This is a genomic window from Amycolatopsis sp. 505, assembly GCF_031625235.1.
In the GTDB taxonomy this organism is placed as follows: Bacteria; Actinomycetota; Actinomycetes; order Mycobacteriales; family Pseudonocardiaceae; genus Amycolatopsis.
This window is the reverse complement of the sequence record NZ_JACKQP010000006.1, coordinates 20771-43766: the sequence shown is the minus strand read 5'-3', so window position 1 is coordinate 43766 and position 22996 is coordinate 20771. Positions and strand designations below refer to the sequence as shown.

The 22996-nt window shown below is 72.1% G+C and carries 18 protein-coding genes; 4 read left to right on the top strand and 14 right to left on the bottom strand.

Annotated features, from left to right (window positions below; translation table 11 throughout):
• The 11 genes from H5965_RS22590 to H5965_RS22540 form a co-directional block, all read right to left on the bottom strand.
• Window positions 1-5829, bottom strand: coding sequence for a type I polyketide synthase (locus tag H5965_RS22590; protein WP_310972089.1), 5829 nt, complete (start codon window positions 5827-5829; stop codon window positions 1-3).
• 142 nt (window positions 5830-5971) lie between these two features.
• A complete protein-coding gene (locus H5965_RS22585; RefSeq protein WP_310972088.1) occupies window positions 5972-6766 on the bottom strand; it encodes a TIGR03084 family metal-binding protein in 795 nt (264 codons plus the stop codon).
• Window positions 6759-7865: a carboxymuconolactone decarboxylase family protein gene (locus H5965_RS22580; protein WP_310972087.1), complete on the bottom strand. Its 1107-nt coding sequence runs from the start codon at window positions 7863-7865 to the stop codon at window positions 6759-6761. Before H5965_RS22580 ends, H5965_RS22585 begins: the two co-directional genes overlap by 8 nt.
• 66 nt (window positions 7866-7931) lie before the next feature.
• A complete protein-coding gene (locus H5965_RS22575) occupies window positions 7932-9584 on the bottom strand; it encodes a GMC family oxidoreductase (RefSeq protein ID WP_310972086.1) in 1653 nt (550 codons plus the stop codon).
• Window positions 9581-10150 carry a DUF5987 family protein gene (locus H5965_RS22570; protein WP_310972085.1) on the bottom strand — a complete coding sequence of 190 codons (570 nt, stop codon included), beginning with the start codon at window positions 10148-10150 and terminating at the stop codon, window positions 9581-9583. Before H5965_RS22570 ends, H5965_RS22575 begins: the two co-directional genes overlap by 4 nt.
• Before the next feature lie 34 nt (window positions 10151-10184).
• Window positions 10185-11570 (bottom strand): cytochrome P450, encoded by a 1386-nt coding sequence (locus H5965_RS22565; protein WP_310972083.1) that lies wholly within the window; start codon window positions 11568-11570, stop codon window positions 10185-10187.
• On the bottom strand, window positions 11567-12574 hold the full coding sequence (locus H5965_RS22560; RefSeq protein WP_310972081.1) for an enediyne biosynthesis protein: 1008 nt from the start codon (window positions 12572-12574) through the stop codon (window positions 11567-11569). The genes H5965_RS22565 and H5965_RS22560 overlap by 4 nt, the downstream gene beginning before the upstream one ends.
• 4 nt (window positions 12575-12578) lie before the next feature.
• Window positions 12579-14555: a VCBS repeat-containing protein gene (locus H5965_RS22555; protein WP_310972080.1), complete on the bottom strand. Its 1977-nt coding sequence runs from the start codon at window positions 14553-14555 to the stop codon at window positions 12579-12581.
• Window positions 14552-15535, bottom strand: a complete 984-nt coding sequence (locus H5965_RS22550; protein WP_310972078.1) for a DUF1702 family protein — start codon at window positions 15533-15535, stop codon at window positions 14552-14554. Before H5965_RS22550 ends, H5965_RS22555 begins: the two co-directional genes overlap by 4 nt.
• A 107-nt stretch (window positions 15536-15642) precedes the next feature.
• Window positions 15643-16638: a DUF1702 family protein gene (locus tag H5965_RS22545; protein WP_310972077.1), complete on the bottom strand. Its 996-nt coding sequence runs from the start codon at window positions 16636-16638 to the stop codon at window positions 15643-15645.
• A 31-nt stretch (window positions 16639-16669) separates the two neighbouring features.
• Window positions 16670-17572, bottom strand: coding sequence for an AraC family transcriptional regulator (locus H5965_RS22540; protein ID WP_310972075.1), 903 nt, complete (start codon window positions 17570-17572; stop codon window positions 16670-16672).
• A 492-nt stretch (window positions 17573-18064) separates the two neighbouring features.
• On the opposite strand from H5965_RS22540, the gene H5965_RS22535 reads away from it, so the two are divergent.
• Together H5965_RS22535 and H5965_RS22530 are read left to right on the top strand one after the other, a co-directional pair.
• Entirely contained in the window at window positions 18065-18913 is an 849-nt protein-coding gene (locus H5965_RS22535; protein WP_310972074.1) for an AfsR/SARP family transcriptional regulator, read from the top strand.
• 110 nt (window positions 18914-19023) lie between these two features.
• On the top strand, window positions 19024-19170 hold the full coding sequence (locus H5965_RS22530; RefSeq protein WP_310972072.1) for a hypothetical protein: 147 nt from the start codon (window positions 19024-19026) through the stop codon (window positions 19168-19170).
• A 53-nt stretch (window positions 19171-19223) separates the two neighbouring features.
• Here H5965_RS22530 and H5965_RS22525 read toward each other — a convergent pair whose 3' ends face one another.
• Together H5965_RS22525 and H5965_RS22520 are read right to left on the bottom strand one after the other, a co-directional pair.
• Window positions 19224-20450 carry a DUF6596 domain-containing protein gene (locus H5965_RS22525; RefSeq protein ID WP_310972071.1) on the bottom strand — a complete coding sequence of 409 codons (1227 nt, stop codon included), beginning with the start codon at window positions 20448-20450 and terminating at the stop codon, window positions 19224-19226.
• Entirely contained in the window at window positions 20447-20836 is a 390-nt protein-coding gene (locus tag H5965_RS22520) for a YciI family protein (RefSeq protein WP_310972070.1), read from the bottom strand. Before H5965_RS22520 ends, H5965_RS22525 begins: the two co-directional genes overlap by 4 nt.
• A gap of 134 nt (window positions 20837-20970) precedes the next feature.
• Between H5965_RS22520 and H5965_RS22515 the strand changes: the two genes are divergently transcribed.
• Window positions 20971-21672, top strand: a complete 702-nt coding sequence (locus H5965_RS22515; RefSeq protein ID WP_310972068.1) for a wyosine base formation — start codon at window positions 20971-20973, stop codon at window positions 21670-21672.
• Here H5965_RS22515 and H5965_RS22510 read toward each other — a convergent pair whose 3' ends face one another.
• Window positions 21673-22293 (bottom strand): L-threonylcarbamoyladenylate synthase, encoded by a 621-nt coding sequence (locus tag H5965_RS22510; RefSeq protein ID WP_191307835.1) that lies wholly within the window; start codon window positions 22291-22293, stop codon window positions 21673-21675.
• Between the two features lie 206 nt (window positions 22294-22499).
• On the opposite strand from H5965_RS22510, the gene H5965_RS22505 reads away from it, so the two are divergent.
• Window positions 22500-22955, top strand: coding sequence for a DUF899 family protein (locus H5965_RS22505; protein WP_310972067.1), 456 nt, complete (start codon window positions 22500-22502; stop codon window positions 22953-22955).
• Window positions 22956-22996: the final 41 nt, after the last annotated feature.

The following is a 22996-nucleotide window of genomic DNA, read 5'->3' as shown; positions in this document are numbered from 1 at the left end:
TCAGTTCCCCTCTGCCTGGAGCACGGCGAAGACGATCGGGGCGGTCCGGTCGTTGACGGTGGTCGACCAGGTGGCGATCCGGGCGTTCCCGGAAGCGAGCAGCGCCCACCCGTCGGCGTCGACCTGGCGCACGGTCAGCGCCTGGGTCATCGACCCGGTCTTGCGTACGCACTCCAGCGCACTCCACACCCGGGTGTTGGCCACGCTGACCGGTTCGCCGGTGTCGGCGGCCAGCAGCCGGCCGAGGGTGAGGAGTTCTTCGCCGAGCAGCCCGGCCCAGTCCTCTTCGCTGCGCTCGATCGCCGTCTCGATGTCGCAGGCCACCGGGCTGGTGCCGGCGACCGCGAGGGTCAGCTGTGCGGTGTGCGACGCGGTGATGTGGACCCCGCCGTCGCACTCCGGCTTGCCGTCGGGGCGGTACCGGATCTCGACCGGCCGGTCGAGCGCCCGGCCCGCGGCGAGCGCCGTCTGCGCCCTCCGCTCGGCGATGCCCTCGGCCGGGCGCCCGGCCGGATCCGGCTCGAGCACCACCGACCGCGTCCCGCCGAGCAGGCGCTCACAGGAACGCTCCACATAGGACCCCAGCATCGAGGGGACCCACGGCCCGGCGCCGTCGCGCTTGCGGACCGCGCGCAGCTTCAGGCCTTCCCACCGCTCGACCAGCGTCCCGTCGGGGTTGCGCACGTCCAGGTCGTAGACGTAGCTGTCGCCGTCCTGGGAGCGTTCCTTCGCGTCCAGCAGGACGTATTCGTCGTGCTGCCGCCCCGGCTCGGCCAGGTACAGCTTCTCGATGCCCTGCGGCAGCAGCGTCGCGTCGGGGACGCAGCACTGGATCGCGTGCATCATCGCGTCCCGCGTGCCGGGGTCGGCCAGCAGCCGCTCCTGGGGCAGGAAGGGCGCGAACCACGAGAAGTCCGCGCTGGTCGCGATCTCGGCGACCGCGTGCCGGGCGCTCGCCCGCCGGTACCCGAGGACGCGCTGGAACCGCTTGCCCTGGAACAGGACCGAGCCGTACAGCTCGCTGATCGGCTCCACCGGGACCGGCGGCAGCGCGACGTCGCGGGCGGCCTTCTCCCCCAGCTCGGCCGGCCGGGCGAAGCTCAGCCGCGCCCGGAAGTGGTCCGCGCTGAAGCCGGTCTCGTCACTGCGGATGACGACGTCCACGGTGTCGGCGTCGCGAGCCAGCGTGGCCAGCCGGACCGTGGTCGACCCGCCGGGCGAGACGATGATCGGCCGGAGGAACTCGACGTCGGAGAGCACCGGGGTGCCGGTGCGGTCCAGCGTCGCCGCCGCGGCCTGCGTCATCGCCTCCATGCCGAGCACCGCCGGGAACAGCAGCTGCCCGTCGAGCAGGTGGTCGGTCAGGTACGGGTCGGCCCCGTCGGACAGGTCCGCCTCGGTGATCAGCTCGACACCCGGGTAGTGCACGATCGCGCGGTCGACGAACCGGGTCAGCGGCAGCTCCCGCTTCCGGATCGGCAGCGTGGGCAGGCCCGCCGTGCGGCCGCAGACCACCAGCACCGGCGGCGCGGCCGGGTCGGCCAGCACCCGGCGGAGGACGGCGATGCCCTCCTCGGTCGGGATCGGCGTGATGCCGTCGCGCATCAGGGCGCTGACCACGCCGAGCTTCTCGCCCATGCCGGTGCCCGACCAGACCGACCACTCCAGCGCGATCGCCCGGGCCTTCGGGTGTTCCTGGCCGAAGCGCAGGGTCAGCTCGGTCATCCAGTCGTTCGCCGTGGCGTAGTGCGCTTCCCCGCGCAGGCCGGCCCGGCCGATGATGCTGCCGAAGGTGACCAGGAGCTTGATCCGGTCCTGGTCGACCGCGGCGAGCACCGCGTTCAGGCCGCCGATCTTCGGGGCGAGGGTCTTGCGGAAGCTGTCCTCGGTCAGGCTGAAGAGGGCAGCCGGCTCGTTGCGGCCCGCGCCGTGCAGGATCGCGGTGACCGGGCCGAGTTCGGCCTCCATCCGGGCGACCGCCGCGGCCACCTGCGGGGCGCTGGTGACGTCGGCGCGCTCGTAGCGGTAGCGGATGCCCACCGCCCGCATGCGGTCGAGGTTCTCCGCCAGTTCGCTGTCGGACTCCGGGTCGCTGCGCCCGAGCAGGGCCAGCCGCGCCCCGGAATCCTTGGCGAGCGCCAGCGCGCTCTCCGCCGTGATGCCCTTGCCACCACCGGTGACGAGCAGGACGTCGGTCGCGTCCAGCGAGTCGCGGATCGGGCCGGGCTTCGGGGCGGGCAGCGCGGACAGCCGCGGCACCGTGCGCCCACCGTCGGCGCCGTAGCGCGCTTCGGTGAAGTCGGTGGTCGCGGCGACCTCGGCCACCACCGTGGTCACGGCCGACGCGATTGCGTCCACAGTGGACGGCTCCGGGTCGGCGAGGTCGATGATCGTCGTCTTCGCCGACGGGTCCTCCAGGTGCAGGGTCCTGGCCAGGCCGGCCGCCCCGTAGCCGTGGTGGACGACCACGAACCGCGTGCCGTTGGGGGCGGCCATGACCGCGCGGCCGGCTTCGAGGAACAGGCCGACGTGGCTGGCGTCGCAGTCCGCCGGCAGGCAGAGCAGCACGCCGTCCCCGGCGCCGGACCGCGCGAGCGCGGCCTTCAGCGGTTCGGCCAGCGGGTGCCGCGGCGTCGCGAACACCTGCCAGTCGGCGTTCCCCGCCCCCGCGGTGAGGTCCGCGGCGGGCCGCGGCGCGGGCACGTACTCGACCGCGAACGGCCGGACCCACGGACCCACGCCGGGGGCCTCACCGGCGGCGGTGTCGGCCGGTTTCGCCGTCTGCGCCAGCTCGTCGATCATCTCGGCGAGGTCGCCGAGGCACACCGTCGCGAAGTTCGGCATGCCTTCCAGCGCGGGGCGGCCCAGCGCCCGGGTGACGTCGTTGACCAGCTGCCCGACCGTGATCGACGACAGGTGCAGGTCGTCGAGCGGGTGCGTGTCCGCGGTGACCGCCTCCAGGGGCAGCTCGACGCGCTCGGCGGCGAACCGGCACAGCAGGTCCAGCGTCGAACCGGCGTCCCCGCCGGACTCCTCGGCCTCGGCCGCGGCGGCCTCCGCCTTCTCCGCGGCCAGCTCGGCGGCCAAGTCGCTGTCGATCGACGCCCCCGCCTCGCACGGGCTGGCCAGGAAGGTGAACTGGCCGTCGGCGGGCAGGGCGCGGACGATCCGGCCTTCGAACAGCGCGTCCACCGAGATCTGCGCGCCGAGCGCGAACACCGCGCCCACGACCCGCAGCAGGCCCTGCAGCGACGCGTTGTCCGTGTCGATCGCGAGCACCGGGGTCTCCGGCGCGATCTCTTCGAACAGCCCGGTCAGCACCCGGCCGGGCCCGACCTCGACCACCAGGTCGCTGCGCTCGGCCACCTTGGCGGCGGCCTCACGGAAGCGGACCGGCAGCACGATCTGGTCGCGCAGCAGCCCGGGCAGGTCCTCCGCGGCGTGCAGCATGTCCCCGCTGACCGTCGAGACGACCGGCCGCTCCAGCCGCGCGAAGCCGAACTCGGCGAGCCGCTCGGTCATGGCGTTCGCGGCCGGCTCGACGGCGGGCGAGTGGAAGGCGTGCGAGACCTTGACGCGGGTCGCGGTGACCCCCTGGGCCTTCGCCCGGGCGACGATCCGGTCGATCGCCCCGGCCGGCCCGGAGATCACCGTCTGCTCGGGCGCGTTGTACCCGCCGATGACGACGTCGTCGCCCAGGCCCAGCTCCTCGACCCGGCCGGGCGAAGCGGCGATGCTCGCCATCGCGCCGGTGCCGTCGCCCACGGTCGTGGCCATCACCTTGCCGCGGATCGTGGCGAGCTTCAGCAGCGCCCGCTCGTCGAGCGCGCCGCCCCAGTGCAGTGCGGTCAGCTCGCCGAGGCTGTGGCCGGTGGCCGTCGACGCCTCGATGCCGAACGAGCGCAGCACCCGCAGCGCGGCCAGCGAACCGGTGACGATCCGGGGCTGCGCCACCTCGGTGGCGACGTGGTCGCCGGTGGTGGGCAGCGCGGCGGCCCGGTGGATCTCGTCCGCCACGGCGAACCGGCGGCGCAGCGCCCCGTCGCCACCGCGGCCGGAACCCTGGCCGGGGAACAGGTAGCCGATCTTCGGCGCGGAGCCGCGGCTGCTCGCGAAGATGCCGTCGGCGCTGTCGAAGACCGAGTCACCCGAGTCGAGCTGTTCGAGCAGCTTGGTCAGCTTCCGCTCGGCGTGCTCGGGGTTGGCCGCGACGACCGCGGCGCGCACCGGCTTGCCGGACACGTCCTTCGCCAGCGTGCCGGCCAGGTCGGTCAGCTCGGCGAACGACAGCTTCGGCACGGTTTCCAGCACCGCGGCGATGTTCCCGCGCAGGGTGGCGAGGTCGTCGGCGTCGAACAGCAGCAGCTCGGCGTCCTGGCGACCGGCGACCAGCGAGCGGGCCCGCTCGTCGAGTTCCCGGCGCCGGGGTGCGGTCGGCGCCTCGGTGACCGTGACGTGGGAGTTGATGCCGCCGAAGCCCATTGCGGAGACACCGGCGCGGACCGGCTGGTCCTCCGGCCACAGCGTCGCCTCGCGCGGGACGTACATCCGCGCCGAGGAGCCGGTGAGCGACTCGTGCGGGGTGTGGTGGCCGGTCGCGGGCGGGATGACCTGGTGGTACACCGCCAGCGTCGCCTTGATCAGGCCGGCGACCCCGGCCGCCGCCTTCGTGTGGCCGATGTTGCCCTTGATCGTCGACAGCGCGGCCTGCTTGGCCAGCGGGTCGGCGTCGCGGCGGGCCGTGGACAGCGCCTCGATCTCGGTTTCGTCGCCCAGCGCGGTGCCGGTGCCGTGGCCCTCGAAGTAGGAGACGGTCTCGACGCCGTAGCCGGCGCGGTCGTAGGCGCGCTTGAGGGCCAGCCGGTGCCCGGACGCCCTGGGCCGGGTGATGCCGCCCTTGCCGTCGGACGACACGCCCCAGCCGCCGATCGACGCGTAGATCCGCTTGCCCTGCTCCAGCGCGTCGCTCTCGCGCATCAGGACCAGCATGCCGGAGCCTTCACCGGGCCAGAAGCCGTTCGAATCGGCGTCGTAGACCTTCATTTCGCGCTTGGCGAGCGCGCCGGTCTTCGCGAAGCCGATCACCTCGAACGGGTCGATCGACAGGTCGACCCCACCGGCGATGGCGAGGTCGAGGTCGCCCTGGACGAGCGCGTTGGCCGCGGTCACCACCGACAGGAGCGAGGACGAGCAGGCGCCGTCGACGGTGTAGCCGCCGCCGGCGAAGTCGAAGTAGTTGCAGACCCGGCCGGCGATCGTGTTGGCCAGGCCGCCGGCGAGCGTGTCCTCGTTGATCTCGGGGAACGGCTCCTTGTACTGGACTTCGAGCTCCCGCAGGAAATTCGCGGTCTCCTCGTCCTCCCAGCCGCGGGTGGTCAGCGCCGCCGCGACCGTGCGGCGCACGTACGGCCAGCGCAGCCGCATGATGTTGGCGCGGGAGAACTCACCGGTCAGGCTGTTGCCGATGACGACGCCGGTGCTCTGCTTCGGGGCGCCCTCGCCGTCACCGAACCCGGCGTCCGCGAGGGCCTCCGCGGCGACCTCGAGGGCCAGCCAGTGCGTCGTGTCGGTCGCCCGGAAGGTGCTGCCGGCGATCTTGTGCGTCACCCGGTCGAACTCGTAACCCCGCAGCACGGCCGCCTTCTGCGAGTAGAAGCGATCCGCCGCCTTCGGGTCGGGCGAGTAGTAGTCCGCCCGGTTCATCCGCTCGTCCGGCAGCCTGCGGAACGCCCGCCGCCCGGCCAGCACGTTTTCCCAGAGCTCCTCCGGAGAACTCGCGTCGGGGTACCGGAGACCGATACCGACGATCGAAATCCGCTCTACGCTCATGCCACCGCACTCCCACTGGCTCTCGAGCCCCATACCATCGGAACCGTCCGGTCCGGTCCCCGCTGATCACCGGTGTTCTGCCGCTGCCCGTGCCCGGATCGCCAGCACGACCGGACAACGACCAGCAATGTCCGCAAAGGATTCAGGCGTCGAACTGGCCGGGACGGCGCCCCGCCCCGGCCGGCCCGCGATAGGCCTGGGCGATGTCGAGCCACTGGTCGGCCAGCGTGCCCGTCGCCCGCACGTCGAGGTCGAAGCGGTGCCGCCGCCGGGTGACGAGCAGGCAGAAGTCCTCGGCACTGCCGGTGACCCGCTGGGCCGCGTCCTCGGGCCCGAACGCCCAGCGCGCGCCCGAAGGCGCGGTGAGCTCGAACCGGAACTCTTCCGCGGGCGGCGTCAGGTTCCGCGCCTCGTAGCCGAAGTCCCGGACCCGAACGGAAAACCCGGCGATGTGCCGGATCCGGTCGGTGCGCTCGCGGCGCACGCCGAGCGCGTCGGCGACGTCCTGGCCGTGGGCGAACACCTCCATCATCCCCGCGCACGCCAGCACGTACGGCGGCAGCGGGTTCACCAGCCACGGCACCAGCTGGTTCCCGGGCACGGCCGCGAGGGCCTTGAGCCCCGCGTCCCGCTCGGCCCGCCAGCGCGTCAGGAGCACCTCGGCCGGGTCGTGGACGTAGTCCTCCAGCGCGGCGTTGACCGCGGCCTCGAACCCGCCGGACAGCGACTTCGTCATGGCGACGAACGCCTCCGGCTGCGCCGCCGACAGCCCCGCGATGCGGAAGATGAACGCGAGGTGCGCGATCTGGTGGCGGACGGTCCAACCCGGCGCGGGCGTGGGGGTGTCCCACTCCGCCTCGGTGAGCCCCGCGACGAGCGCGTCCACCTCGGCAGCCTCGGCGGTCAGGTCGGCGATCACGCCCGTGGTGTCAGTCACCTGTCTGTCCTTTCCCCGATGCGACATCTTCTCCTGATCGATCATCACCGTTGCGACCTGGGAAGTCTTCTCTTCGCGGGCGGAGTGGAAGCCGGTCGCCCGCCGCCACGGCCGCGGTGAGCGCCGCCCACGACACCAGCTCGACCACCTCGCGGTCGTCCGTCCTTTCCGGACTCAACGCGGCGATGTCGGCGGCCGTCACCTGGTAGGCGGATCGGGCGGTCAGCAGGGCGACCCGGCCGGCAGCGCGTTCCTCCGCCGGGAGTTCGGCCAGGACCGGCTCCACCCACGCGCGGCTCAGCCCGGGCGGTGTCCCGTCCCACGCCTTGAGTTCCCGGCGGACGAGCTCCCGGACCCGGGACGGCACCGAGCGTTCCCCGGCGGCCTCGATCGCCGCCGCGGCACGCGAGAAAGCGTCGGACAGCGTCTCGCCCGGCTTCGGTGCCGGCGCGGCGGGCAGCAGGTCCAGCGCCTGCCCGGCCGGCGGCGCGGCACCCGGCTTGAGCAGGAAGCCCAGCACGGCCTTGGCCTTCGCCCGCGCCGTCGGCGGAACGGCCTCGGGCAGCGGCGACGGTCCGAGGAACACGCTCACCACCCGGTTGAGGTAGTGGAACGCGACAGCCACGGCCGTGAACTCCGCCGCGGCGTCCTCGGGCACGTCCGCGGGCAGCCCGCCGTCACCGCCCGCCCACGCCGTCAGCGCGCGCAGGCCGCGGTCCGGGATGGCCGCGGGGTCCCCGGCCTCGATGGCCGCGGCGGCGGCCGGCTCCCCCAGCGTCCCGAGCGCCATCGCGTGCACTTCGACGCAGTACGGGCACGAGTTCGCCGCGGACACGGCGGCCGCGACGGCCTCCTTGCCGGCCCGGCTCGCCGCCCCGCTCGCGACCAGCGACTCCCGCAGCATCAGCCACGCCGCGGCCAGCACCTCCGGCGACGCCGAGTGCAGCGCGATCGGCGGGGCGAGCATCCCGAAGTCCCGCTCGACCTGCCGGTAGACCTCCCGCACCAGCCCGCGCGCCCGCCGCGGCCGCACCACGTCGACGTAGCGCACCTCCCGCAGCGACCGCCGCAAGGCAACCCGCACCAACCCCGCCGCCATACTTCCTCCTCAGCCCCTCGGGCGCGTGTCGTCCGTCCAGGTACGCGAGTCGTCCGTCCGGGTACGTCAGTTCCCGGCGACCAGGTCCAGTTTGGACACCGCCCGGCGGCCCGTGATCGAACCGTCGGGGGCCGGCGCGCCGTACTTGACGTCGACGTCGCGGGCCTGCAGGGCCCGGACGATGCCCGGGATCGACCGCTCGGCGAGCGCGGCGATGGTCATCGCCGGGTTCACCGTCAGCGCGCCCGGCACCGCCGCGCTGTCGGTGACGAAGATGCCCGGGTGGTTGCGCAGCTCGTGGTTCGGGTACAGCGCCGACGTCGCCGGGTCGTCACCGATCCGGCAGGACGCCAGCGGGTGCACCGTGTACGCCCCGACGACGTCGTTGGTCCACGGCGCGACCTTCGCCAGGCCGTCCTTCTCGATGATCGCCTTGCAGTCCGCGTCGGCCAGCGCCCAGCCGCGCCGAGTGTTCGTCGTCGGCTCGTAACGCAACGGGCCGCGGCCGAGCATCTGCTGCGAGATCCGGTAGGCGTTCCCGGTGGGCGGCGGGGCGCCGAACACGCCTTCGTTGTCGTCCTCGGTCATCAGGAAGATCGTCAGCCAGTTGGCCCACTGCTTGAGGATTTCCTTCTTCTCCGCCCCGAACCAGCGCGGCTCCTCGCCGCCGGGCACCTGGGCGAGGATGGTGCCCAGGCCCGGCGGGAAGTACAGCTGCTCCAGCGAGTACCGCTCGTACTCCGGCAGCGACCCGTCGAGCTTGTCCCAGTTCGCGACGGTCGGGCCCTTGCCGATGTGGTTGGCCGAGTACACCGGGCCGTCCTCGCGGGACAGTCCCAGCACCTCGCGGACGCGGTCCTCGTCGATGATCGCGGTGTTGAGCCGCTCACCGTTGCCGGAGAAGTACCGGCCGACGCCGTGCGGCATCGTGCCGAGCGCGGCCTCCGAGCGCTGCAGGATCACCGGGGTGGCCCCCGCGCCGGCGGCGATGATGACGACCTTCGCCTCGATCACGCCGCTGCCGGTGTGGATCCGGTAGTCCTCTTCGTCGATCAGGTCGAAGTAGACGCGGTAGCCGCCGTCGTCGGTGCGCTCGAGCCGCTGGACCTCGTGCAGCGGGCGGATCTCCGCGCCGTGCGAGAGGGCCGCGGGCAGGTAGTTCGTCAGCATCGAGCGCTTGGCGTCGAACTTGCAGCCCGCCATCATGAAGTTGCAGTTGACGCAGGTGTCGTTGTCGACCGCGACCGGCGCCGGGTTGGCCGTCCGGCCCGAGTGGTTGCAGGCCGCGGCCCACAGCCCGCCGGCGTAGGAGACGTCACTCCAGTCCTGTTTGGACACGGGCAGCGACTCGTCGACCCGGTCGTACCACGGCTCGAGCGAGTCGCGGTTGATCACCCACGGCCACATCCGGCGCCCGATGCTGCCGTGGCGCTCGAAGACGAACTTCGGCGCCCGCGGCATCGCGGCGAAGTACACGACGCTGCCGCCGCCGACGCAGTTGCCGCCGAGCACGCTCATCCCGTCGCCGACGACGAAGTCGAACGCCCGCGTGTAGGACGAGCCGAGCAGGTAGTCGTGCTCGAAGTCGGCCGAGGCCAGCCACGGCCCGCGCTCCAGCACGGTGACCTTGGCCCCGCCGGCGGCGAGGTGGTAGGCGGGGATGGACCCGCCGAAGCCGCTGCCGACGATGACGACGTCGGTCTTGTCGATGGCAGTCATGCGGGGCTCCCGGAAGGCGTGGTGTCGGGGTGGAGCTCGGCCAGCTTGCGGCCGTAGCCGTACTTCGGGAACCGCCAGAACCCGTCGGCGTCCGGTGCGGTGTAGCCCAGCGCCAGCAGGCCCGGGTGCCCCTCGCGGATGGCGTCGGCGGTGTGCTTGTGCGCGGCGCTGTCGAAGGCCATGTTGCAGAACAATGCGAGGCTGACCCAGCCGTCCTTCTCCGGGTGGCCGGGCGCGGTCAGCCGCCGCACCAGCTCGCGGCGGTGCTCGTAGGGCAGCGCGACGAACGGCGGGACGTCGTGATCGAGCGACAGCTCCGCTTCGCCCGCGTAGGCCTTCGCGTGATCGTTGAGCGACTGCGCGAGGTAGGGCAGGCCGACGGTGACGCCGGTCGCGTCGAAGTTCAGCAGTTCGAGCGCACCCGCCGCCACCGCGCCGGGGCCGGGCGCGGCCCCGGCGATCGCCCGGTCGTCCTCGTTCCGCTTCTCCCCCGGCACGATCGTGTCCGCGTAGGCCTCGAGGGTCAGGTTCTTGACGCGTTCTTCTTCGGTGGCTTCGGGTTGCACCGGCCTACCTCCTCATCGAATGTCCACAGTGAACTCAGGCGGCCTCGGCCCGCCGCACCCGTTCCCGGCGGTGCACGGTCATCGGCAGCCCGCCGCGCACCCGCAGCGAGAGCATCGCTTCGGGATCGACGACCTTGCCCGGCACCTTCCGCAGCACCAGGTCCCGCGCCGCCATGGCGAGCACGAACACCGCCTCCATCACGCCAAGGCTGTTGCCGATGCAGAACCTCGGCCCGGCGCCGAACGGGATGTAGGCGTAGCGCGGCGGCCGCCCGGCCGGGTTCGCCGGATCGAACCGGCCGGGGTCGAACCGCTCCGGGTCGGTCCAGAACCCCGGGTGCCGGTGCAGCGTGTAGGGCACCACGACGACGTCGGAGCCGGCCGGTACGTGGTACCCGCCGATCTCGTCGTCGGCCTGGGCGATCCGCGGCAGCAGCCACACCGGCGGGTACAGCCGCATGACTTCCTCGACCACGGCCGCGGTGTAGGTGAGCCGGCGCAGGTCCTCGTGCTCGGGCAGGCGGTCACCCAGCACTTCGACGGCTTCGGCGTGCAGCCGCTCGCCGACGTCGGGGTGCTCGTCGATCAGGTGGAACGCCCAGCCGAGCGTGCTCGCCGTCGTCTCGTGCCCGGCCAGCAGCAGGGTGATCAGCTCGTCCCGCATGCGTTCGCGCGACGCACCCTGCGCGGACCCGGACGCGATCAGCCGCGACAGCACGTCCTCGCCGTTCTCGACCGGGTCCGCCAGCCGCTGCTCGACGAGCTCGTCGGCGATCCGGCGCAGGTCGTCGCGCGCGGTGCGGAAGTGCAGCTGCTTCTTCAGCGGCACCCACTGCGGGATCGCGCTCAGCGTGACCGCCTCGAACATGGCCTGGTCCTGCACGGCCTCGAACGAGTGGCCGAGCGTTTCGTACCCGCCGAGCTCGGCGTCGAGCAGCGTCTTGCCGAGCACACCGAGGGTCAGCCCGGTCATCTCGTGCAGGATCTCGACCGGCCCGTCGTGCGCGGCCAGCCGCTGGATCAGCGCGTCCACTTCGGCCGCGACGACGGCGGCCTGCCGCGAGATCCGCTTCGGCTGGAACACCGGCTGGATGGTCCGCCGCTGCTCGCGCCACGTCTCGCCGTCGCTGGTGAGCAGGCCGTCGCCGAGGGCCCGGCGGGCCTCCTGCAGGCCGATGCCCTTGTGGTAGTTCGCGGCGTTGTCCGCGAGGACGTGCTTCGCGAGGTCCGGGTGGTTCACCAGGTACATCGCCTTCGGGCCGATGGCGATGCGGACGACGTCACCGTAGGCCTCGGCGTTGTCGCCCATGAGCGCGAGCCGGTCGGTGAAGAGCTGCTTCAGCAACCGGAGGGTCGCCCGGCGCGGCGGCCCGGGCGGCGCGGGGTGCGCCGCCCGGGCTCGGTGCTGGCGGCCGGTCATGCCGCGACGGCTCCCGGCTTCTCGTCGCCCGCTTCCGCCGGCGCGGGCGCGAGCTCCAGGTTCGCCTTCTGCTCGGCCTGCTCGGCCTCGAACTTGATCCGCGCCTTGTTCGAGAAGTGCAGGGCCCACAGGAACATGCCGCGGATCAGGCAGACGGTCGCGGTGGCCAGGAAGAGCCCGTAGGCCACGTGCACGGCGGTGAAGAAGCCGTACGCGAGCGCCACCCCGGCCCCGAAGGCGAACTGCGAACCCGGCTTCGACGGCGACGTGCCCGGGTCGGTCACCATGTAGTTGGTGTAGAGCACGAACGCGACACCGGTGGCCATCGCCAGCGCGCCGGGGATCGACGTGCCGAAGAGCCAGCCGCGGACGACGGCCTGGATGACGAAGAAGCTCAGCCAGCCCGCGATGAGGAACATCCGGCCGGTCAGCAGCGCGTTGAGCACCGTGCCCGACACGAGGATGATGCCGACGATCAGCCAGCCGCCCCAGGTGGGGATCTGCTCCGTGAAGTGGTACGGCGGGGCGATGCTCGCCCACGGGAACACGAGCAGGATGATCGTGATGCCGAAGTTCGACGGGTTCATGTAGTGCCGCATCCGGCCGTACACCGGTGCCTGCAGGATCCACTTCGCGCCGACCGCGACGACCACGCCGAAGATCATCACGAGGATCCGGTCGTTGACGTAGGTCAGCATGTTCAGCGCGAGCCCGGTGATGTGCGCCGGGAGCAGGAACTCCATGAGCCCCTTGAACCCGTTGCCCTTGAAGCGGACCGCGCGCGAGGTGACGCGGGCGTTGATGATTTCGAGCAGGATCTCCGTGGTGTACGCGGTCGCCAGCGCGACGAACGGGTACAGCCACGGCTGCTCGAAGCCGAGCACGGTGTAGCCGACGATGTTGAAGATCGTGATCGAGATCGCGAAGCGGCGCAAGGCGGTGACGACCTTGTCGGTGCGCTTCGGTGGCGCGGTGTCCACTTTGGTCAGAGTCGGGGTCGCCATCACGTCACATCGCTTCCTTCGCCGTGGTGCCGAGCTGGTACATGTGGCAACCGGGTTCGAGCTTCAGGTTCTGGGTCCGCAGCTGCCCGGTCCGGTCCCGCCACTGCAGGTGCACGTCGAGCGGGCCGCTGACGTCGTGCCCGAGGCCGATCTGGACGTCGAAACTGCGCCGGCCGGCCTCACCGCTGCTGCCGTCGACCCGGCCGAGGTACTTCTTGCCGTCCGCCGTTGTCACGGTGGCCTGGGCGCCGATCGCGGGCGGGCCGGCCGCGGGCAGCGGGCCGGGCGCCACCGGGGCGTCGGTGAACAGCTTCAGCTGCAGGTACTTGCCCGGGTTCGGGCTGTCGTTGTGGTAGAAGATCGGCGCCTCGTACTGCCGCGCCACCGCGAACTCGGGCAGGCCGTCGCCGTCGGTGTCGCCGACGGCGATGCCGCGGGTGGGCACCGGGACCGCCAGCCCCAGCTGCGGCGCGAGGTCGGTGTACCGGCCGTCCGCGCTCTTCACGAAGAAGTGCAGGGTGTGGTCGCCGCCGATGTCGTCACCGGCGCGGGCGTTCGGCCACCAGAGCGGGTTGGACAGCATGCCGTCGTGTGCCGTGGCCAGCTCCTGCAGGTTCGGCCAGCGGTTGACCTGCCCCTTGACGAACCCGGTCGCCTGCGCGATCTGGTTCTCGCCGCCGTTGTTGAAGTCCTGGATCTTGACGTCCCAGCCCCAGCCGGACCAGGCGGTCCCCTGGCTGCCGCTGACGTCGTCGAACGGCGCGACCCCGTCCTGCAGCTGCTTGCGCAGGTCCATGGTGTTCTTCGCGGTGTTCATGAACTGGAAGTTCGACTCTTCGATGCCCCACGACGTGGTGATGTTGCTGACGAACAGGTCGTAGAGCCCGTCGTGGTTCAGGTCGCCGAAGTCGACGCCCATGCCCTTGAAGGAGTCGTTGCCCAGCACCTTCGACTTCGGGTCGGTGATGCCGCGGACGCCGGTGACCTCGGCGAGCTCGATGTGACCCGGCGTGGACTTGTTGTAGAGCAGCCGGTCGTGCCCGAAGTCGTTGGCGATGTAGAGCTCCGGCAGGCTGTCGCCGTCGATGTCGGTCGCGCTGGAGGCCAGCGTCCAGCCGTAGCGGGCGACTTCCGGGATGCCCTGCGAAGCATCGACGTACTGCGCGCTCGGGTTCGCGCCGGACGCGGCGCCGGTCCAGCGGTAGATGTACTTCGCGCCCGAGTTCAGCGCGTGCGACATCGACTGGTTCATCGTGATGCCACCGTCGGCGTTCGGGTCGAGGACCCGGCTGTCCGGGAAGTAGTTCCCGATGAAGATGTCGACGTGCCCGTCACCGTCGAAGTCGCCGATGGTGGCGGAGTCGGTGTTCCACATCGGGCCGTTGTACTTCCCGTCCGGGCCGCGGTGGTTGCCCGCCACCAGCTCGACCGGCTGGAACGCGGCCGCGTCGAACTTCGCCGCGGTGGCCTTCTGCAGGAACAGCACCGGCGTGCGGCCCCAGTAGTAGGCCAGCACGTCGGTCCGGCCGTCTTCGTTGTAGTCACCGGGGACGCAGCCCATCGGCGCCATGTAGTCCCACGTCGGCAGCACCGGCGCGGGGTCGAGCTCGAAGGGCGCGTACCGCGGGCCCGAGTCCGGCGACGGCGTGATGACGACCTGGTCGCTGCGGGTGTCGACCAGGCAGAGGTCGTTGGCCTTGCCGCTGCCGCTGATGTCGTTGAGCGCGATCGCGGCGCCGACCGAGGAGATCCACGCGGCGATGTCCTTGTACTGCTTGTTCACCGTGCGGATCGACTGCGCCTTCTTCGCCGCGGGCAGCGCGATCGACATCGGGGTGAAGTGGAACTTGCTCGCCATCGAGTCCTGCTCGGCGGCGGAGACGCTGGGCAGGCGCGCGACCAGGAACAGGGTGAAGATCAGCGCCAGCGCCACGATGCCCGCCAGCTGCTTGCGCAGCAGCCGGCCCAAGGTCGCGGTCATTCGTGCACACCTCCGTGCGTCAGGACTTCCTCGGCGATCCGCCGCCGCCAGGTTTCGAACGCCGGGACGTCGTCGCCGTCGACGACCACCTCCGGCCGGACCTCTTGGGTGATGGCCGCCGCGCGCTCGGCCGGGAGCCCGCAGATCGCCCGGGCCGCCATCTCGGTCTCCGGGATCATCAGGCCCGAGCGCACCCGGCACTCGGCCGCGAACGCGCTTCCCTGCGCCAGCGGCCCGTGGTGGATGCCGGCCCGGTCGACCAGTTCCCGCAGCTCGTCGGCCGTGACGCCGCACGCGTAGGTCGAGGCCAGCCCGACCCCGGCGTACAGGTCGCCGTGGCGCGACTCGGGGAACTCCTCGATCGTCTTCGTCACCAGCTCGACGTCGGTACCGCAGATGAACCACAGCGCCCGGCCGATGCCCTGGTCGATGGCGCGCAACGCGTACCCGTCGTAGCGCTTGTCCGGCCACGAGAAACCCGGCTCCTGGTACTGCTGCCGGATGTACTGGTCGGTCTTGAAGTACGCCTGGTGGAAGCCGTAGCCGTCGAGCACGAGCCAGCGCAGCAGCGGGTCGAACGCCGAGGCCTTCGGCCACGCGAACCGCGGGAGCCGGCACATGGCCCAGCCGACCCCGACGTAGATGATGTAGTCGTGCTTCTCACCGGGTCCGGCCAGGAATTCGGCGATGTTCGTGCTCTTGCCGAACGGCAGCCCGTCGAGGACGCCGTACCCCATTCCCGCGCCTTCGTAGGCGAAGCCGCGGAACTGCGGTGGGATGCGCTCGAGCCATTCTTCGGCTTGCTCGACCGAACGCGCCTCGACCGCGTGTGCGTACCCGAGGAGGAACTTCTCCCCGATCGTCTCGAGCCGTTCTTGAGCGGCTGGGCTCTTCCGGTGGAAGCCCCGCTTTTCCAGCGAGGTCTCCGAAACGTTCGGTGTCAGGATGCGGCGTCTGAGCGCGCGCCAGCCATTGCCCAACGCACTCTCCCCCTAACGGGTCGAATGAGACTTGGTTCTGCTCGTCTGTTCCACGGTCACAGATCCGCTGGTCGGCGGTCTACTCCACGGTTGCGTGAGATCACCGCTCAGCTCGCCCGTCGCGCGGCGGCGGGACGGAGCTCTTCCCGGATGCGCTCCCGCCACAGCTCGTAGGGCGGCACCGGCCCGTCGTCGCCGTCCGCGCGCTCGGTGCGGTCGGCCAGGTTCTGCGCTTCCTGCACGGTCAGGTCGACCAGGGCACCGCACGCGAGGTGGGTGTGCGCCGGGACGTACCCGGAATAGGTCCGCGCCTTCACCGCGAACACCACGCCCAGGCCGAGCTCGTCGTGGTACCCGCCGGCCGCCCGGCGCAGCCGCGCCAGCCCGAGCTCGTCACTGCCGCCCGCGAACGTCGCGGCGAGCCCGATCCCGCTCCACAGGTCGGCCCGCCGGTGCTCGGCGAACCGGCCGGCCGCGGCGGCCACCGCGTCCGGGTTCCCGCCGTGGATGAACCACAGCGCGCGGCCGACCCCCTGGTCGAACGCGCGGGGGAAGTACTCCGGGCGGCCGGCCCACGGGTAGGGCTCCGGGGCGGCCTGCCGCTCCACCCACTTCCCGGTGTCGAAGTAGGCGCGGTCGAAGCCGTAGCCGTCGACGGCGAGCCAGCTCATCACCGGGTGGTAGGCCACCCCGGTCAGCTCGGGCAGCATTTTCTTCCACAGTGGACGCGGCAGCCGCGCCATCGCGAACCCGATCCCGATGTAGGTCAGGAAGATGTGCGGGCGGCCCGGTCCTTCGAGCAGCTCGCGGGTCCGGTCCGAGCCGCCGCCGGGCATGGCGTCGAGGATGGAGTAGCCCATCGTCGCGCCCTCGTAGGCGAACCCGCGCTGTTCGGGCTCGATCAGCGCGAGGCGCCGCTCGATCTCCCACAGCGACGCGCCTTCGATGGCCCATTCGAACCCGCACACGACCGCCTGCGGCACCGCTTCCAGGCGGGCCGTGGCGTCGGTGTGCACCACCGGGAACCCGCGCTCGGCGAAGCCGACGGACGCGAGGGAGGGAGCGAGCACGCGCTTGCGCAGCACGCCGAGCAGAGTCGACATCCGGATCTTCCTGTCGGTCGGGGGAAGGGGCTCAGGCGACGGCGCGCAGGTGCGGCCGTTGCGTGGCGAACTGCTGCCGGCTCGACGGCGTCGGCCGGGACGCCAGGGTGAACGCGATCGGCGGGTCGGTCAGCGCGGGCCGCCGCAGCCGGACGGTGACGCCCGGCGGGTCGAACGGCGACACGGCGGCCGAGGCGGTCCCGACCGTGAAAGCGGGGCCGCTCTTGGCGTGCATGCTGTGGTCGGCGATCGCAATCACTGTCCAGTTGCCCTCCGGCACGCCGTGCACGGTCAACCGCCCGGACCGGGTGTTGGCCGAGCCGCCGAAGGCGACCGGGCCGCGCTGCGGCACGTTGTCGGCGAACACGCCGACGAGAACGGTGGCCGGGGCCGCGTCGTCCGGCAGCACCAGGTCGACGTCCAGGTGGCCGGTGCCCATCGGCTGCGAAGCGCAGCCGGCTTCGCGCAGCGACTGCTGCGACGGCAGCCGCTGGAAGTACGCCGAGTGCGCGACGAGCAGCTCGCCGACGTCCGGTTCGCGGTACTCGGTCGGCGTCATGCCGACGGCCCGGACGAACCGGCTGGTGAAGGTGCCGACGCTGCTGTAGCCGACGCTGCAGACGATGTCCGACACGGTCAGGGAAGTGGTCAGCAGCAGCCGTTTCGCCTCGAACAGGCGCACGGCTGTCAGGAACCGGCCCGGGGTGACCCCGGTCGCCTTCGCGAAGATGCGCGAGAAGTGGAAGGGGCTCACGTACACCTCGGCGGCCAGTGCCGACAGGGTGATGGGCTCGAAGTAGCGTTCGAGCAGCAGCTCGATCGCCCGCAGGATCGCCGGCTGGACGGCTTGTTCGCGTCTGAGCCGGTCCGCGTTCTCCGGTGGCTCGCCGGCCTCCCGCTGCGCCCCCGGGGACGAAACCGATCGCAAGATCATCAGTCCAACCTCGAATTCCTCCGCTTGGATTTCCCTCGCCGCCAGGTAAGACGCCGGATGTCGCGGGTCGGTGGACGACCGATCGAGCCTCGACGGAGACCGGAAAAGGCGCTGTCGGCGGGGAACGCCGAACCCGTGCGAAGGGCACGGCCCCCGTCGTGCACTTCGCACGAATCCGTTGTGAAAGCTGCTCCGACACGGCGAGTGAGCACCGGCCTTCCGCCGTTCGCCCGGCCGGGCGGCATGATCCGGACGGCCAATCCGGCCGGGCCGGGAGTCCGCGGCACGCGGCCGCGAAAAGTGCGGAACGCACGGGTCCGGGCGGAGAAACACAGTTCGACTCTGGTGGGCGGCTCACTGGCCGCACCCCGGCCGCTCTGTCACATTCGAGTGTGGACAGCCGGGGGATCGACGGTACATCGGGAGTACATCGATCCTGACGCGGCACTACTGGGGAGCCGGCACACGGCTGCACATTGGAGGCGTTCGGCAATGTACTCCGAAACTAGGCTAGCGGCCGGGGCAGCCCCGCGGCCACGGGAACCATCCGAAAGTGTCGTCCGCTTCACTGTCCTCGGCCCGCTCGGCCTCCTGCGTGACGGCGTCGACTACGCGCCGACGACACCGAAGGTCCTGCAGCTGCTGGCCTTGCTGGTGGTCCGGCCGGGCCGGCTGGTCCACGCCGACTCGATCATGCAGGAGCTGTGGGCCAGCGACCCGATCCGCACGGTGCGGACCACCCTGCACACCTACGTCTACCATCTGCGGCGGTGCATCCAGCAGAACGGGCTCGCGGAGAACCCCGACGACATGCTCGTCACCAAGAACCCGGGCTACGTCTTCCGCATCGACCCCGCGCAGGTGGACGTCTTCCGCTTCGACCGGCTGCAGCAAGAAGGGCAGGTCCTGCAACGGAACGGGCGGCACGACGACGCGGCGGGCCGGTTCCGCGAGGCGCTGGACCTGTGGTCGGGCCCGCCGCTGGCGAACGTCTCTTGTGGACCAGTGCTGCAGTCGTACGTGACCCAGCTGGCCGAGCAGCACCGCACCACGCTGCACCTGCTGGTCGAGGCGGAGATCGCCAGCGGACGGCACCGCGAGCTGATCGGCGAGCTGCGGTCGCTGACCGGGGGCAACCCGCTGGACGAAGCACTGCACGGGCAGCTGATGCGGGTGCTGGGCCGCAGTGGCCGCCGGTCCGACGCGATGGCCGTGTACCGCGACCTGCGCCGCCGGCTCGCCGAGGAGCTGGGCGTCGAGCCGTGCGACGACCTGCAGCTGCTGCACCGCGAGCTCATCTCCGAGGGCGACCACAACAACCAGTTCCACCCCACCGCATGAAGTGAGGACCGATGACCGCACAGACCCGTACCTGTGGCCAGTTCTGCGGAGTGGCCCGCGCGATGTAGCTCGTCGGTGAGCGGCACGACCGCGGCCGGGTCCTCCTCGACGTGATCGGCGGCCGGACGAGCGCCGCGGAGGCGGTCCGCACGGGCCGCATCGCGAACAGCTCCAGGCCGGCCGGCCTGGAGCTGTTCGCCCGGCTCTCCCGCGTCACCGCGGCACCTTCACCGCAGGAGGGCATCGTCGTCCACTGAGGACAGTGCCGTGCCGGGCCGCGGCAACCGCTCGGCCCGGCCACGCGCGCGAGTCACCCCAGCCGATCGGCCCGCCCCAGCAGATAACGCTGCTCGGGCCGGCTCGCGGTCGCCTCCGCCGCGCGGCGGTAGTGGGTTCGGGCGGCTTCGTGGTCGCCGGCCAGGTCCAGCAGGTGGGCCCGGGTCGCGTCGAGGCGGTGGCTCTGCTTCATCCGGCTGTCGTCCGCCAGGGTGGCCAGCAGCTCCAGCCCCCGTTCCGGCCCCTCCGCCATCGCGATCGCGATCGCCTGGTTCAGCGTGACCACCGGGCTCGGCGCGAGCTCCTGGAGCACCGCGTAGAGCTGGACGATCTGCGGCCAGTCCGTGGTCTCCGCGCTGGGCGCTTCGTCGTGCAGCGCGGCGATGGCCGCCTGCACCTGGTAGGGGCCGACCGGGTGGCGGCCCAGCGTACGGCGGACCAGGCCGGCGCCCTCGGCGATCATCGCCCGATCCCACCGCCCGCGGTCCTGCTCGGCGAGCGGGACCAGTTCGCCTTCGGGACCGACCCGCGCGGGCCGGCGTGCGTCCGTCAGGAGCATCAGTGCGAGCAGGCCCGCCACCTCGCCGTCGTCCGGCAGCAGCGCGTGCACCCCGCGGGTCAGGCGGATCGCTTCGCGCGCCAGCTCGGGAGCCTGGAGGTCCGTCCCGGACGTGGCCGCGTAGCCCTCGTTGAAGATCAGGTACAGCACCTGCAGCACGACCCGGAGCCGCTCCGCGCGGTCGGCCGGATCCGGTTCGCCGAACGTCGAGCCTGCCGCCGCGATGCTCTCCTTCGCCCGCGTGATGCGCCGGGTCATGGTGGCTTCGGGCACGAGGAAGGCCTTGGCGATCTGCGCCGTGGTCAGCCCGCCGACCGCGCGCAGCGTCAGCGCGACCTGCGAGGGCGGGGAGACCGCCGGGTGGCAGCAGAGGAAGAGCAGGGTCAGCGAGTCGTCCTCGTCGGACGGCCGGTCGTCGTCCGGCCCGGGCGCCACCACCGGCTCGCGGACCGCGACGGACTCCTCCCGCCGCCGCCGCGCGCTTTCGCTGCGCCAGTGATCGGTGAGCCGCCGGGTCGCGACGGCGACGAGCCAGCCATACGGGTTGTCCGGCACGCCGTCGGCGGGCCACTGCTGCGACGCGGCGAGCAGTGCCTCCTGGACGGCGTCTTCGCACGCGTCGAACTGGCCGTACCGGCGCACGAGCGCACCGAGCACCTGGGGCACCAGCGGCCGCAGGCGCTCCCCGACGGACGCGCTCACCCGCCGGTGAACCCGGATTCGGTTTCGGCGTCGGCGAAGAACACCACCGGCCGGACCTCGATGCCGAGCCCCTTGATCCCGGCGTCCGGGATCATCGCGGCCACCTCGTGGGCGCGCTCGGGCGAGGCGCACTCGACCAGGTAGAACCCGGCCAGGAACTCCTTCGACTCGATGAACGGCCCGTCGGTCACCGCCGGGACCCCGTCGGTCACCCGGACGACGGCGCTGCGGGCCGGGGCGTCGAGGGCCTGGGTGCTGATCATCTCCCCGGACTCCCGGATCCGGCGGATGAACTCGCCGTGGCCGCTCATCACCTCGTCCCTGTCCTGCTCGGACAGCGCCTCCCAGACGTCGGGGTTCATGTACATCGCCAGCAGGTACTTCACGTGTCCTCCCCGGATCCGGCCTTGCCGGTCCCGAACATAGCCGATCCGGGACCGCAACCCACGAGTCGCCCGCGGCGGCGGCCCGGGAGCAGCATCGACACCTCAGCGCCCGATCAGCCACGGAGGCCGCACCCATGTCCGACGTGTACGCCGATCTGGAGGCCGAGGCGGACGCCCTCGCGGACCTGGTGCACGCCCACGCGGGAGCCTTGCCGCTGCCGTCCGCCCGCGCGGTCGCCGCCCACCTCGCCGAACTGACGGTCGTCGCGCGGCGGGTCGTCCTGGCCGTGGAGGGCACCGGGACCGGGACCGCTCCCCGGATCACCGACGCCGGCCTGCTCGGCGACGCGGTGCTCGCCTGGCGGTCGGAACACCGCAAGGCCGTCGAGCTGCTGGCCACCGCGGCCGGGGACGTCCCGTGGCCCGGTGGCCCGCTGCGGCCGTCCCTGCTGGCGGCGGCGCTGCTGACGGTCCTGTTCGCCCGCGGCCAGAACATCGCCGACGTCCTCGGCGCCCGGCTCCCGCGCGACGACGCCATCGGCCACGTCGCCTACTACGGCGTCCGCACCAGCGGCGACGTCTACGCCGGGCACGGCGGGCCGCCCGCCGGTCAGCTCCGGTTCGAGCTGACCGCGCCGTCGGGGACGCTCTGGGAATTCGGCCCCGCCGACGCGGCGGACCGGATCTCCGGCCGTGCCGAAGACTTCTGCCTGCTGTTCACCGGTCGTCGCCCGGCCGCCGGGCTGGCCGTCGAAGCCGCCGGGCCGCGCGCCCGCCGATGGCTGGAGCTGGTGCAGCAGCACCGAAATCCACTGTGGACGTCCGAAGCGGACTGATCAGGCGAAGCGGTCCGGGTCGCCCGCGCCGCGGCGGACGATCTCCGCCTCCCCCGAGGAGAAGTCGACCACCGTGGTCGGCTCGACCCCGCAGTCACCGGAGTCCACGACCGCGTCGAGCACGTGGTCGAGCTCGTCCTTGATCTCCCAGCCCTGCGTCAGCGGTTCCGGCACGTCCGGCAGCAGCAGCGTGCTGGACACCAGCGGTTCGCCCAATTCGGCCAGTAGCGCCTGGGTGACCACGTGTGCCGGGATGCGGACGCCGACGGTCTTCTTCTTGTCGTGCATCAGCCGTCGCGGCACTTCTTTGGTGGCCGGCAGGATGAACGTGTAGCTGCCCGGCGTCGCCGCCTTGATCGCCCGGAAGACCGCGTTGTCCACGTGCACGAACTGGCCCAGCTGCCCGAAGTCCTGGCAGACCAGCGTGAAGTGGTGCCGCCGGTCGAGCTTGCGGATCGCCCGGATGCGGTCGAGGCCCTCGGGGTTGTCGAGCCGGCACCCGAGCGCGTAACACGAGTCGGTCGGGTAGGCGATCAGCCCGTCGCGCCGCACCAGGTCCGCGATCTGGCCGATGGCGCGCCGCTGGGGGTTGTCCGGGTGCACGTCGAAGTACTTCGCCATGGCCGCGAGCCTAGGGCCCGGCCCGCGGCCGCGCCCGGCGGCCCGCGTCTCCCACCTTGCTCTGCCCGCTCGCGAACCGGTGACCTGACCCGGCGTCCGGGCGCAGAATGCGCGGTGGGCACCGGCACACCGTACCCAGGAGGCGATCATGACCGAACCGGCGCTGCCCGGCCTCACCCGGCAGGCCGGACCCCGGGCCACGCCCCGTGCCGGCCGGGGCGTACCGGTTCGCCGGGCCCGCGGGCACGGTCACCTTGACGGGGTTGTTCGACGGGCATCGACGGTTCGTGGCGCACCACACCGTCCCCGATCGCAGCCGGCCCGCCGCCGTCGCCCCCGCCGGAGAGCTTTCGGCCGCGCTGCACACCCGGGACACCCGCCTGGTAATCGTTTCCCACGCCCCCTGCACGAAGGTCGAGCAGGACCGCAGGCACTCCGGGTGGGACCTGCCGGTGTATTCGGCGGTGGACACGGGGTTCGACGCGGGCTTCCCGGCGACGCGCCGCCTCGAGGGCGCCGGCCCCGGGGAGCACGACGACGGTCCCGGCCTGAGCTTCTTCCGCCAGGACGGGCGATCCGTGCCGCGCACCGGCTCGATCGCGGTGCCGTACCTGGATTTCCTCGCGCCGGCCGGTGTCGCGCGGGGCCGGGGCCGCGGCTGACGAAGTGGACCGGACGTTCGGCCGGAGCCGGACGCACGGCG

What these genes read in the sequence shown, in the direction of transcription:
- H5965_RS22590 (WP_310972089.1), bottom strand. Translation starts at nt 5,829, where the DNA reads ATGAGCGTAGAGCGGATTTCGATCGTCGGTATCGGTCTCCGGTACCCC.
- H5965_RS22580 (WP_310972087.1), bottom strand. Translation starts at nt 7,865, where the DNA reads ATGGCGGCGGGGTTGGTGCGGGTTGCCTTGCGGCGGTCGCTGCGGGAG.
- H5965_RS22575 (WP_310972086.1), bottom strand. Translation starts at nt 9,584, where the DNA reads ATGACTGCCATCGACAAGACCGACGTCGTCATCGTCGGCAGCGGCTTC.
- H5965_RS22565 (WP_310972083.1), bottom strand. Translation starts at nt 11,570, where the DNA reads ATGACCGGCCGCCAGCACCGAGCCCGGGCGGCGCACCCCGCGCCGCCC.
- H5965_RS22560 (WP_310972081.1), bottom strand. Translation starts at nt 12,574, where the DNA reads ATGGCGACCCCGACTCTGACCAAAGTGGACACCGCGCCACCGAAGCGC.
- H5965_RS22555 (WP_310972080.1), bottom strand. Translation starts at nt 14,555, where the DNA reads ATGACCGCGACCTTGGGCCGGCTGCTGCGCAAGCAGCTGGCGGGCATC.
- H5965_RS22545 (WP_310972077.1), bottom strand. Translation starts at nt 16,638, where the DNA reads ATGTCGACTCTGCTCGGCGTGCTGCGCAAGCGCGTGCTCGCTCCCTCC.
- H5965_RS22540 (WP_310972075.1), bottom strand. Translation starts at nt 17,572, where the DNA reads ATGATCTTGCGATCGGTTTCGTCCCCGGGGGCGCAGCGGGAGGCCGGC.
- H5965_RS22535 (WP_310972074.1), top strand. Translation starts at nt 18,065, where the DNA reads ATGTACTCCGAAACTAGGCTAGCGGCCGGGGCAGCCCCGCGGCCACGG.
- H5965_RS22515 (WP_310972068.1), top strand. Translation starts at nt 20,971, where the DNA reads ATGTCCGACGTGTACGCCGATCTGGAGGCCGAGGCGGACGCCCTCGCG.
- H5965_RS22510 (WP_191307835.1), bottom strand. Translation starts at nt 22,293, where the DNA reads ATGGCGAAGTACTTCGACGTGCACCCGGACAACCCCCAGCGGCGCGCC.